The sequence below is a fragment of the Nocardia stercoris genome, assembly GCF_003696265.1.
Lineage (GTDB): Bacteria > Actinomycetota > Actinomycetes > Mycobacteriales > Mycobacteriaceae > Nocardia > Nocardia stercoris.
The window spans coordinates 1054538-1066991 of record NZ_RFFH01000001.1; the positions used below are offsets into that span (position 1 = coordinate 1054538).

Genomic DNA, 12454 nt, shown 5'->3' on the forward strand with positions numbered 1-12454 from the left:
TTGTGTCGTCGAGTCCCGAGGAGGTAGTCATGCAGTACGCGCAGAAAATGCCCGCAGTGGTCGCCGCCGCGGCGGCCGTGACGGCCCTGGCGGTGTCCGGCTGCAGCAGCAACAGCAACACCAAGGACCACGCGGCCAGCGTGTCGTCGGTCGCGGCGCACGCGAGCCCGTCGAGTGCGGCGAGCGGGCCGAACAAATTGGCGCCGCCGTCGATGCCCGATTCGTCGGGCCCGAACTACACGATCGCCGACTACATCCGTGACCAGCACATCACCGAGATCCCGGTGCACAACGGGGACGCCGGGGTGCCGTCGGTGCGCCTACCCATGCCGGCGGGCTGGCAGGACGCGGGACCCGACACCCCCGACTACGCGACCGACGCCATCACCTACACCGGCCCCGAGGCCCAGAACTCGAACTACACGCCGAATATCGTGCTGCTGATGTCGCAGCTGCAGGGCCAGGTGGATCCGCAGCAGATCATCGGCAACGCCGGCGGTGAGATGAAGAATCTGCCCGGCTTCAGCGAGATCGGCCAGGGAGCGGTGACCCAGGTATCCGGATATCCGGCCTATCGGATCGCGGGCACCTACGACCTGGAGGGCCTGCCGGCGGTGACGGCGCAGGAGACCATCGTCATTCCCGGGGCAGGTGGGCTGTACGTGATGCAGCTGAACGCGACCGGAAACGAGAACCAGGCCGACGTGCTGCAGGCCGCCATCCACACCATCGACGACCAGATTCGCATTACACCCTGAGGAAAGAACGGACAGATGAGAATGATTCGAATTGTCACCGCAATCGCCGCCGCCGCGTCGGTGGTAGCCCTGGCCGGGTGTTCGGTCTCCGTCGGCGGTAAATCGGTGGACAAGAACGACGTCGCGAACGAGATCAGCCAGAAATTGACCGAGCAGGTCGGTAAGCAGCCCGACAAGGTGGAATGCCCCGGCAACCTGCCGGCCAAAGTGGGCGCGACCCTGGTGTGCACGTTGACCGACGGCACGACCCAGTACGACGTCCACGTCGACGTCACCGGTGTCGACGGCGACAAGGCGCTGTTCGACATCAAGGTGGACGACAACCCGAAGAGCTGACCCACTCGAGGGAGGACCTCCGATGTTGTGGCAGCGTGAGCAGACCCGGTGCCTGGTGACCCCCGACACGGTCCGGCCGGGCGACGCGATCACGGTGCGGTTTTCCGCCGACAAGCCGGTCGACAAGGTGGTCGCGGCGCGAGTGGAGTTGGGTTACACCAACTTCTACAGCTACCGCTGGGCCGGCCGGGCCGACGCGGCGGCGGCCGCCGTCACCGACACGCTCTCGATGCTGGGCGAGGTCGGCACCAATTACGGCGCGGAACGGTCCACCTCGGACCGGGTTTCGGTGCAGACGGTCCCGATCGAGTTGTCCGACGGCGTATTCCGGACGGCGGAGGTCCACTTCCGGGTGCCCTCCTGGGCGCCCGCTTCGTCGCCGGAGCTGGTGCAGTGGACGTGCCGGCTGGAGTTGGACCGGCACGGCCGCGACCTGCACGTCGACGGTACCTTCCGGGTGGGGTCCGGTCCGGTGACCGAGGCACCCTCGGATCGACTGATCCGGTTGCTGGGCAATGCTTCTCAGCTGGGAATCGAGCTGGGGGCGCCGGTGGTGCCGGCCGGGGGAGCGGTGCGCGGGAAACTGACCGTGGTGGCGGCCGGCGATCTCCCGGACGCCGACATCGCGGTGTACCTGCAGCGGGCGCGGCTCTCGCACCCGCTGCACCGGACACCGGGCGGTGGCGAGGTGTTCTCGCTACCGATCGTGGAGCTGGGCAAACGAATTCCGATCCGGGCCGGCCAGGCGGTGCAATTGCCGTTCGTGATCCCGGTGCCCGCCGACGCGGCACCCACCGCGGAGGCGGTGCACTCCTCGATCGAATGGTTCGTCGCGGCCCGCATCTACTACAAGGGGATCTCGACCGCGCCGGAGCGGGTGCGGCGCGCGATCGTGGTCACCGCCTGAGCGGGATACGCTGTCCACGACGTCGTTTCGATGTCGTGGACTCGTATCTCGTTGTGCGGGTGGCTGATCCGGTGATCGGGGGGCCACCGGAGGGGAATGAACGTGAAGACCCTGCCCGCGGCCGACGGCCTGCGCCTGGTGCTGAATCCGAAGGACATTCTGGCGCACTTCAAGAACTGGGACGCCGAACACGGCCGCCGCTACCGGCTCTCGGTGCTGGGCACCAAGATGGTGGTGTTCGGCGACCCGGCTGCCGTGCACCAGATCCTGCGCGACCGGCCGGCCCAGTTCAAGCGGATGAGCGCCATCGAATCCGTCTTCGCCGAGATGGGGATCGGCGGCCTGTTCTCGGTCGAGGGCGCCGAATGGAAGCGGCGGCGCCGCCTGGTCACCCCGGCGTTCAATCCCGGTGCGCTGCGCGGCTTCGGCGGCACCCTGGACCTGATCACCGAGCGGCTGCGGCAGCGCTGGCAGCGGGAACCGCAGGACGTACACGCGGACCTGATGCGCTACACGCTCGACGTCATGGCCAATATCGCCTTCGGCTACGACCTCAACACCCTCGAAGGCGGCGGTGACGCGATCGAACAGCGGCTGCAGCAACTGTTTCCCGCGCTGGGCCGGCGCGTCACCGCACCGATCCCGTACTGGCGCTGGGTGAAACTGCCCGCCGATCGGCGCCTGGACCGGGCGCTGGCCGACCTGCGCCGCGAGGTCGGCGAGGTGATCGAGAAGGCGCGCGCGAACCAGGGCGCCGAGCCGTCGAACTTCATCGAAGCCATGCTGCGGGCGCAGGACGGCGACGACCCGCTCACCGCCGACGAGCTGTACGCCGAAGCCCTCACCGTGCTGGTCGCCGGTCAGGACACCACCGCCAATTCGATCGCCTGGCTGCTGTATCACCTGGCGCAGCACCCGCACGTGCAGCAGCGGCTGCGGGCCGAGGTCACCGACGGGACCGAGCGGACCTATCTCGACGCGGTGATCCAGGAGTCGATGCGGGTGCAGCCGGTCGCGGCGTTCCTGTATCTGGAGGCGCTCGAAGACGTGGTCGTCGACGGGATCGAGATCCCGGCCGGGACCGCGGTGGTCACCGCGCAGGGCCGGTCGGCGGCCGACGCGGCCAATTTCGTGGATCCGGAACAGTTCCGGCCCGAACGCTGGCTGCCCGGCCACACCGGGACCCATCAGGCGAAGGCGTCGATCCCGTTCGGTACCGGCCCGCGGTTCTGCCCGGGCCGGAACCTGGCTCTGCTGGAGATCGAGGCGGTGGTTCGAATGGTGCTGCGGGACTTCGAGGTGTCGATACCGGACGGTGCGCCGGCGCCGAAGGAGGTGTTCACCTTCGCCGCTGCGCCGGAGGGGCTGGTGCTGCGGCTGACCCCGGTGCGCTGACCGGTCCGGCCGGGCCCCGCGCCCGGCCGGCTAGAGCAGGTCGCTCACGTCGTCGGGCACATCGACGGCGTACTTGCGCAATGTCTCCATGGCGATGACCTCGAGTGCGTTCTCGTGCGTGGCGGCCAGGATCACCGGGGCCGCGACGCCGTCCTCATGGGCGTGCAGCCAGCGCACCGCCACCACACACCACCGGTCACCGGGCTGCAGGCCGGGGAAGTTGTTCTCCGGCCGGGGAGTGCTCAGATCGTTGCCGATCGATTTCTGGTGCTCGAGGAAGTCGGCGGTCACGACGGTGCACACCGTGTGCGAGCCGAGGTCCTCGGGGCCGGTGCTGCAGCAGCCGTCCCGGTAGAAGCCGGTGAGAGGATCGGTGCCACACTCTTCCAGCGGCCCCCCAAGCACATTTCGATCGGTCACATCGCCGATCCTATTGTCTCGGTGACAGATTCGCCGCCCCTTCGGCAGCGTGGTGTGCAATGAATCGAACTGGCCGGTCCGCCCATATTTTTCCCTGCCGATTTACGGCGTGTCGCACACGTCGGTGCTGGTCCGGCGTGCTAACGCCACCTGCGTCCGGATACTGCCGACATTTGCGACACGCCCGGCCGATGTGCGTCCCCGGTGACCCTGCGCGGGCCCGAACCGCAGCAGCCGCGCGGGCTGTCGGTGCCGCGTGCGACCTTCGACACGTGACGGTGCGAACGCTCCGGCCGGCCGTTCTGCTTGGATGGTGGCGTGAACGCGCAAGTGTGGATCCTGCTCGCCGTGATCGCTGCCCTGGTGCTGGTGGCGTTCGTGTCCGGCTTCGTGCTCTACCGCCGCCGGCGGGTGAGCCTGACCGCCGCTCCGGCCGCCGAGGAGCTGACCGACCGTTCCGGCGGCTACACCGCGACAGGCGGGTTCAACTTCAGTCAGGGTGGTGGCGGGAACGTGCCGGCGCCGCCGGTGGTCCGTACCGACGACGAGGGGCAGCCGCACGTCGGTGACGACGCCGCCGTTCCCCGCGACTCGGCGCGGCGCTCGATCACCGACGTCCCCCTACCCGAGACCGAGACCGAGACAGACAGCGAAGCGCCCGCCGACCCCGCCGCCGAGCCCGTCGCCGAAACCGGTGACGCCGCACTGCTCGCCGAGGTCGAGGCCGGTGCCGCGGCCGAGGAGACCACCGCTCCGGCGCCGGACACCGCCGGAACCGCCCCGGCCGACGCCACCATCGACACCGCCCCGGCCGAGGCCGCCGCCGATGCCGCCGCGGACGCGGCCGACGGCGCCGCCGCGGAGGCCACCGCCGCGGTCGAGACCGACGGCACGGCCACCGAGGCCACCGCGATCGAGGCAGCCGCAGCCGCGGCCGCCGCCGCGGACGCCGCGACGGCCGCCGTCGCCGCCGCACCGGCCCCGGCCGAGACGCCGACCGCGCCGCCCACCGCCCCGATCGAGCACATCGAACCCACCGACGGCCGGCTGACCCGGCTGCGCGGCCGCCTGGCCCGCTCCCAGAACGCGGTCGGCCGCAGCCTGCTGGGTCTGCTCGGCGGCGGTGACCTGGACGAGGAGTCGTGGGAGGAGGTCGAGGACACCCTGCTGCTCGCCGACCTCGGTACCGCCAGCACCACCAAGATCGTCGACCGCCTCCGGGCGGAGCTGGCGTCACACAGCGTGCGCACCAGCGCCGAGGCCCGTCAGGTCCTCACCGATGTGCTGGTCGAGGCCCTGCGACCCGAGATGGACCGTTCGATCCACGCGCTGCCGCACGCCGACCATCCCGCGATCCTGTTGGTCGTCGGCGTGAACGGCACCGGCAAGACCACCACCACCGGCAAGCTGGCCCGCGTCCTGGTCGCCGACGGACGCCGGGTGCTGCTCGGTGCCGCGGACACCTTCCGGGCCGCCGCGGCCGACCAGCTGCAGACCTGGGGCGAGCGCGTCGGCGCCTCGACCGTGCGCGGGCGTGAAGGGGCCGACCCCGCCTCGGTCGCCTTCGACGCCGTCAGCACCGGCATCGAGCAGGGCGTGGACGCCGTGCTCGTCGACACCGCCGGCCGCCTGCACACCAAGACCGGTCTGATGGACGAACTCGGCAAGGTGAAGCGGGTCGTGGAGAAGAAGGCGGAGGTCGACGAGGTCCTGCTGGTGCTCGACGCCACCGTCGGCCAGAACGGGCTGATGCAGGCCCGCGTGTTCGCCGACGTCGTCGACATCACCGGTGTGGTCCTCACCAAGCTGGACGGAACGGCCAAGGGCGGCATCGTATTCCAGGTCCAGCACGAGCTCGGCGTACCGGTCAAGCTGGTCGGACTCGGTGAGGGCGCCGACGATCTCGCGCCCTTCGAGCCGGCCGCATTCGTCGCCGCATTGCTCGGCTGAACCACCTCCTACCTGCGGTTTCAGTCTCGGAAAACCTCATCACCGGGCTGCGTTCACCGTGATGAGGACAGTGATCTCCGGGCGACGAAACGTAGTGGCAACAAAGCACCCGGATCCATTAACTCGAGTGAAACAGGAAAGCGGTCTACAGGAAACACCAAGTGAGGACCCTTGCGTGCAGGCTCGTTGCCGAGGTTGGGCCGGGCCCCAGATGAGGAGGAACTAAGTTGGCGTTTCCCGTTTTCGGTACACCGGATTCCGGTGATACTGCATGGATGCTGGCGAGTTCGGCGTTGGTCTTGCTGATGACGCCGGGACTGGCCTTCTTCTACGGTGGCATGGTCCGTGGCAAGAACGTCCTGAACATGATCATGATGAGTATCAGTGCCATGGGCCTGGTCGGCGTTCTATGGTGCCTGTACGGCTTCTCGATGGCCTTCGGAGACAGCAGCAAGTACAAGGTCTTCGGTGACCCGGGGCAGTACTTCGGCATGAAGAATGTGTTCGGCGACGCCGGCCACTTCGCCGCCGGTACCGACTCCGCGGGCAACGCCACCAAGGTCTGGGTGCCCCTGGCGGGCACGATCCCGTTGACCGTCTTCGTGATGTTCCAGCTGATGTTCGCGATCATCACCGTCGCGCTGATCTCGGGTGCGATCGCCGACCGCCTCAAGTTCGGTTCCTGGCTGGTGTTCGCGGGTCTGTGGGCCACGATCGTGTACTTCCCGGTCGCGGGCTGGGTGTTCTCCGCCGACAACACCACCGGTGATCACGGTGGCTGGGTCCTCAACAAGCTGCACGCGATCGACTTCGCCGGTGGTACCGCGGTCCACATCAACGCCGGTGCCGCGGGTCTGGCGCTCTGCCTGGTCCTCGGCAAGCGCAAGGGCTGGCCGAAGACGCCGATGCGTCCGCACAACCTGCCCTTCGTCATGCTCGGCGCCGGTCTGCTGTGGTTCGGCTGGTACGGCTTCAACGCCGGTTCCGCCGGTGCCGCGAACGGTGCCGCGGGTACCACCTTCCTCACCACCACCCTGGCCACCTGCTCCGCGATGCTCGCCTGGCTGGTCGTGGAGAAGATCCGCGACGGCCACCCCACCTCGCTGGGTGCCGCCTCCGGTATCGTCGCCGGCCTCGTCGCCATCACCCCGTCCTGCTCCTCGGTGGACGCGGCGGGTGCGCTGGCGATCGGTATCGTCGCCGGCGCGGTGTGTGCCTTGGCTGTGGGCCTGAAGTACAAGCTCGGCTTCGACGACTCGCTCGACGTGGTCGGCGTCCACCTCATCGGTGGTATCGCGGGCACCCTGATGGTCGGCCTGGTGGCCACCGACAACAGCCCCGCGGGTGTCAAGGGCCTGTTCTACGGCGGCGGCTTCGACCAGCTGGGCAAGCAGGCGATCGGCGCGGCCTCCGTGCTGGCGTTCTCGTTCATCGTGTCGCTGATCCTGGCGTTCGCGATCAAGTTCACCATCGGCCTGCGGGTCTCCGAGGAAGCCGAGTTCGAGGGCCTGGACGAATCCGAGCACGCGGAAACCGCTTACGATTTCGCTGCTGTGGGTAGCACGGCCCGGACCGCCGTCAAGGAGGCATGATCCCTATGAAACTGATCACCGCAATCGTCAAGCCCTTCACGCTCGAAGACGTCAAGGCGGGCTTGGAGCAGGCCGGCGTGCTGGGCATGACCGTCAGCGAGGTCCAGGGCTACGGCCGACAGAAGGGTCACACCGAGGTCTACCGCGGTGCCGAGTACTCGGTCGACTTCGTGCCGAAGGTCCGGGTCGAGGTCGTGGTGGACGACGCCTCGGTGGACCGGGTCGTCGACGTCATCGTCGAGGCCGCGCGTACCGGCAAGATCGGTGACGGCAAGGTGTGGGTCTCCCCGGTCGACTCGGTGATCCGGGTCCGCACCGGTGAGCGCGGCACCGACGCGCTGTAATCGAGGTACACGAGTAACACCCGCGGCGGCCCCGCCCGGACCCGTAGCGAGACGGGCCGGGTGGGGCTGCCCCGTTCGAGGGGAAGGTCGGTTTGGGTACGGAACGGTCGCACGGTGAGCTATCGAGCGGGGCGAAGGACCTGGTCCGCGCCCGGGACCAACTGCTCGACGACGGCGGTGACCCGCGCAAGCCGCGGTTGGACGCGCCGACGCTGCGGGTGGCTCTGGCCGATCTGTTCGAACTGTGGCTGACCGGCAAGGGCGCCGAGGTGGGCATCACGCCCGAGAGCGGACTTTCGCTGGTGGCGGTGGGCAGCCTGGGCCGGCGCGAGATGCTGCCCTATTCCGATCTCGATCTGGTGCTGCTGCACGACGGGGTCGATCCCGCTCAGGTCGCCGAGGTCGCCGACAAGATCTGGTACCCGTTGTGGGACGCCCACATCAAGCTCGACCACAGTGTGCGGACCGTGCCGCAGGCCCTGCAGGTGGCCGCCGACGACCTGACCGCCGGGCTCGGCTTGCTGGAGGCCCGCCACATCGTGGGGGACGAGGAACTGAGCACCCTGCTGATCGGCGGGGTGCGGCGCGAGTGGCGCACCGGAATTCGTTCCCGTTTCGGCGAACTGGTGGAGCAGTCGCAGGCGCGCTGGAAGCGCAGCGGCGACATCGCGCACCGGGCCGAACCCGATCTGAAGAACGGCCGCGGCGGGCTGCGTGACGTCCAGTTGCTCGAGGCGCTGTCGCTGGCCCAATTGACCGATGCGGTACCGGGATTGGGGCTGCCGGGGCCGGGAGGTGGCCTGCGGCAGGCACATCGGCGGCTGCTGGATGTGCGCACCGAACTGCATCGGGTGGCGGGCCGGGCCCGCGACCAGCTGCGAGCCCAGGACGCGGACGAGATCGGCGCGGCCCTGCGCATCGGCGACCGGTTCGATCTGCTGCGCACCCTGTCCGATTCCGCGCGCACCGTGAGCTATTCGGTCGACGTGGGACTGCGTACCGCGGGGAACGCGTTGCCGCGCCGGGGTTTACAGCGGCTGCGCCGGCCCACCGTGCGCCGGCCGCTGACCGAGGGCGTGGTCGAGCATTCCGGTGAGGTGGTGCTGGCCCGGGACACGAACCCGCAGCGCGATCCCGGTCTGGTCCTGCGTGTGGCGTCGGCGTCGGCGCAGTCGGGACTGCCGATGGCCGCGACCACCCTGGCCCGGCTAGCCGAGGACGCGCCCGAGCTGCGCGCGCCGTGGCCGGCCGAAGCCCGCAACGATCTGCTGGTCCTGCTCGGTGCCGGTCGCGGCGCCATCGACGCGGTCGAGGCACTGGACCGGACCGGGCTGTGGGGGCGGCTGTTCCCGGAATGGGGTGCGGTGCGCGACCTTCCGCCGCGCGACGCCATCCACACCTGGACCGTCGACCGGCATCTGATGGAGACCGTCGCCTACGCCGGCGCGATCAGCACCCGGGTGTCGCGCCCGGACCTGCTGCTGCTCGGGGCGATGCTGCACGACCTGGGCAAGGGCCGCGTCGAGGATCACAGTGTGGTCGGGGCGGACCTGGCGGTGCAGGTCGGTGACCGGCTGGGCTTGGCCGAGGCCGACACCCAGGTGCTGCGCGAGATGGTCCGCCATCATCTGCTGCTCCCCGAGACCGCTATGCGGCACGATCTCGCCGACCCGGACACCATCGCCCGCGTCGTGGACACCCTCGACGGCAACGCCCTGCTGCTGGAACTGCTGGCGGCGCTGGCCGAAGCCGACTCGCTGGCCACCGGCCCCGGCGTCTGGAACGACTGGAAGGCCTCGCTGATCGGCGAACTGGTGCGCCGCTGCGGACTGGCCATGGCGGGGGAGGAGCAACCGCAGCCGGACCCGATCGATCCGGCGCTGCTCGAGCGGGCGAAAGACGGTGGGGTGCATGTGGAATTGCGGCCTGGGCCGGGCCGCTACATCCACCTCGTGACCGTGGTCGCGCCCGATTCCCCGGGCCTGCTCTCCGACGCGGCCGGTGTGCTGGCCATGCACTCGCTGCGAGTGTTGTCGGCCTCGCTCGGCGGCGCGGGCGACGTGGCGATCGACACCTTCGTGGTCACACCGAAATTCGGTGATCCGCCGCACGCGGGCCTGCTGCGCCAGGACCTGATCCGGGCGCTCGACGGTGCGCTGGATCTGCCGGAATCGTTGGCGCGCAAGGAACGTGACGCCGGGGTGCCGATGAGCCGGTTCGCCCAGGCGGCGCCGCGGGTCATCTGGACCGAGACCGCCACCGCCGGACAGGTGCTGCTGGAGCTGCGGGCCGAGGACCGGATCGGGATGCTGTCCCGGCTGGCCGCGGCGCTCGTGGCGACGGGGGCGGATGTGCGTTGGGCGAAGGTGGTGACGATGGGAACCGTTGTCGTCGACTCGTTCTGCCTCGAACTCGGCGAAACCGACACACCGGCACGGCGTGCCGAGATCGAGGCGGCGCTGCTCGCGGTGGTCCCACATCCGGAACCGAAGAAACCCGCCGAAACAGGCGCCGATGGGGTGAGTTCGGCCCGTAATTGAGCGAACTCCCCGTGTCGCCCGGCGTGTACCGGATTACCGTTTCGTCCGGTGATCAGATCGTTGCGAGGAATGTGCGTTATCCGATGCGCGATATGACGAATATCACTTTACGATCGAATCGCAATTCCAGCTGTCGCTAGTGCCGTCTCGAGCTGTCAAGCATGAGGGGAGCAATTTCGGTGGCAATTGATATGGAATCCGCTTCGACGATGACCAGCACATCCACCCGACATTTCGCCCGCTGCGTCGGGGGTGACTTCTGGGTGGTGTCGTGGTTACCGGGCCGCACTCTCACCGAGCGGCAAGCGGCGGCCGCCATGACCATCGCCGTCACCGTCAGCCGGCACCCGCAGGACGACACCGCCTGGGTCCGGCTCGACGGACTGGCACTGGAGCTGGGACTGACCGGACGAGAGGCCGCGGGGCTGGTCGCCTTGTCGAGCCACGACCTACGACTGCCACCGCGGTCGCGGCCGGCCTGACGACGGCGGCGTTTCGAGCCGAAAAACAGGCCTGAATCCGTAGCGACACCGATTCCCCGTACCCTGGTACATCGAGTGACCGCCTCTCGAGAATCAGGAGCGCCATCGGTGTTCGAATCCCTTTCCGACCGGTTGACCGGTGTACTCTCCGACCTCCGTGGCAAGGGACGGCTGTCGCCGGCCGACATCGACGCGACGGCGCGGGAGATCCGCCTGGCGCTGCTGGAAGCCGACGTGGCGCTGCCCGTCGTCCGGGGCTTCATCAACCGGGTCAAGGAGCGCGCCAAGGGCGCCGAGGTCTCGGGTGCGCTGAATCCGGCGCAGCAGGTCGTCAAGATCGTCAACGAGGAGCTCATCGGCATCCTCGGCGGGGAAACGCGACGGCTGAAGTTCGCCAAGAACCCGCCGTCGGTGATCATGCTCGCCGGTCTGCAGGGTGCCGGTAAGACCACCCTCGCCGGAAAGCTGGCGAAATGGCTGAAGGACCAAGGACATACACCGCTGCTCGTGGCGTGTGACCTGCAGCGTCCGGGCGCGGTCACCCAGCTGCAGGTGGTCGGTGAGCGGGCCGGTGTGCCGGTGTTCGCGCCGCACCCGGGCACGTCCGTCGGTGGCGGCGACAACCCACTGGGCATCTCGGCGGCCGACCCGGTCGAGGTCGCGCGCGCCGGTGTCGACGAGGCGCGCCAGAAGCAGTACGACGTGGTCATCGTCGACACCGCCGGCCGGCTCGGTATCGACGCCGAGCTGATGGCGCAGGCCGCCGGCATCCGCGACGCCGTGCAGCCCGACGAGACGCTGTTCGTGCTCGACGCCATGATCGGTCAGGACGCGGTCAGCACCGCCGAGGCGTTCCGCGACGGCGTCGGCTTCACCGGTGTCGTGCTCACCAAGCTCGACGGTGACGCCCGCGGTGGTGCGGCGCTGAGCGTGCGTGAAGTGACCGGCATGCCGATCATGTTCGCGTCCACCGGTGAGAAGCTCGAGGACTTCGACGTCTTCCACCCGGACCGCATGTCCAGCCGCATCCTCGGCATGGGTGACCTGCTCACCCTGATCGAGCAGGCCGAGCAGGTCTACGACGCGCAGCAGGCCGAGGAGGCCGCGCGCAAGATCGGTTCCGGTGAGCTGACGCTGGAGGACTTCCTCGAGCAGATGCTGGCCATCCGCAAGCTGGGCCCGATCGGCAACCTGCTCGGCATGCTGCCCGGCGCCGGGCAGATGAAGGACGTCATCAGCCAGATCGACGACAAGCAGCTCGACCGGGTGCAGGCGATCATCCGCGGCATGACCCCCGCCGAACGGGACAACCCGAAGATCATCAACGCCTCCCGCCGACTGCGCATCGCCAACGGTTCCGGTGTGACCGTCACCGATGTCAACCAGCTGGTCGACCGGTTCTTCGAGGCCAAGAAGATGATGGCCATGATGGGCCGTCAGATGGGCATGCCCGGTGGTCGCGGCGGCAGCAAGAAGAAGGGCGGCAAGAAGGGCAAGAAGGGCGGGCGCGGCCCGACCCCGCCCAAGATGCGCGGCGGATTCCCCGGCATGATGCCCGGCATGGGTATGCCCGGCATGCCGGAAGGGTTTCCCGACCTGTCCGACATGCCCGCCGGCCTGAACGAACTGCCCCCGGGCCTGGAGGGAATCGATCTGAGCAAGCTGAAGTTCCCCAAGAACTGACGGTGCGTACCCAGCGGGCCCGGTCGGCGTCGACCGGGCCCGTCGGG

Annotated in this window: 11 protein-coding genes; 10 read left to right on the top strand and 1 reads right to left on the bottom strand. The window is 69.0% G+C overall.

From position 1 onward, the window contains the following. Nucleotides 1-29: 29 nt before the first annotated feature. The 4 genes from EBN03_RS04780 (at nt 30) to EBN03_RS04795 (ending at nt 3396) form a co-directional block, all read left to right on the top strand. Nucleotides 30-758, top strand: a complete 729-nt coding sequence (locus tag EBN03_RS04780; RefSeq protein WP_122186536.1) for an LpqN/LpqT family lipoprotein — start codon at nt 30-32, stop codon at nt 756-758. A gap of 15 nt (nt 759-773) precedes the next feature. Next, the gene (locus EBN03_RS04785; protein ID WP_122186537.1) at nt 774-1094 is read left to right on the top strand and encodes a DUF4333 domain-containing protein; all 321 of its coding nucleotides are present in this window, start codon (nt 774-776) and stop codon (nt 1092-1094) included. A gap of 22 nt (nt 1095-1116) precedes the next feature. Further along, nucleotides 1117-2001, top strand: coding sequence for a hypothetical protein (locus EBN03_RS04790; RefSeq protein ID WP_122186538.1), 885 nt, complete (start codon nt 1117-1119; stop codon nt 1999-2001). 96 nt (nt 2002-2097) lie between these two features. After that, nucleotides 2098-3396: a cytochrome P450 gene (locus EBN03_RS04795; RefSeq protein ID WP_122186539.1), complete on the top strand. Its 1299-nt coding sequence runs from the start codon at nt 2098-2100 to the stop codon at nt 3394-3396. Nucleotides 3397-3426: 30 nt separating this feature from the next. Here EBN03_RS04795 and EBN03_RS04800 read toward each other — a convergent pair whose 3' ends face one another. Then, entirely contained in the window at nt 3427-3816 is a 390-nt protein-coding gene (locus EBN03_RS04800) for a DUF2237 family protein (RefSeq protein ID WP_122186540.1), read from the bottom strand. Nucleotides 3817-4134: 318 nt separating this feature from the next. On the opposite strand from EBN03_RS04800, the gene ftsY reads away from it, so the two are divergent. The 6 genes from ftsY to ffh all read left to right on the top strand — a co-directional run bounded on the left by ftsY (nt 4135) and on the right by ffh (nt 12407). Beyond that, a complete protein-coding gene (ftsY, locus tag EBN03_RS04805) occupies nt 4135-5766 on the top strand; it encodes a signal recognition particle-docking protein FtsY (RefSeq protein WP_122186541.1) in 1632 nt (543 codons plus the stop codon). Between the two features lie 275 nt (nt 5767-6041). After that, nucleotides 6042-7358: an ammonium transporter gene (locus EBN03_RS04810; RefSeq protein WP_199742587.1), complete on the top strand. Its 1317-nt coding sequence runs from the start codon at nt 6042-6044 to the stop codon at nt 7356-7358. A gap of 5 nt (nt 7359-7363) precedes the next feature. After that, a complete protein-coding gene (locus EBN03_RS04815) occupies nt 7364-7702 on the top strand; it encodes a P-II family nitrogen regulator (protein WP_122186543.1) in 339 nt (112 codons plus the stop codon). 92 nt (nt 7703-7794) lie between these two features. Continuing rightward, the gene (locus tag EBN03_RS04820; protein ID WP_122186544.1) at nt 7795-10242 is read left to right on the top strand and encodes a [protein-PII] uridylyltransferase; all 2448 of its coding nucleotides are present in this window, start codon (nt 7795-7797) and stop codon (nt 10240-10242) included. A 209-nt stretch (nt 10243-10451) separates the two neighbouring features. Continuing rightward, nucleotides 10452-10724 carry a hypothetical protein gene (locus tag EBN03_RS04825; protein WP_233608119.1) on the top strand — a complete coding sequence of 91 codons (273 nt, stop codon included), beginning with the start codon at nt 10452-10454 and terminating at the stop codon, nt 10722-10724. 108 nt (nt 10725-10832) lie between these two features. Then, nucleotides 10833-12407 carry a signal recognition particle protein gene (ffh, locus tag EBN03_RS04830; protein WP_122186546.1) on the top strand — a complete coding sequence of 525 codons (1575 nt, stop codon included), beginning with the start codon at nt 10833-10835 and terminating at the stop codon, nt 12405-12407. Nucleotides 12408-12454 lie beyond the last annotated feature (47 nt).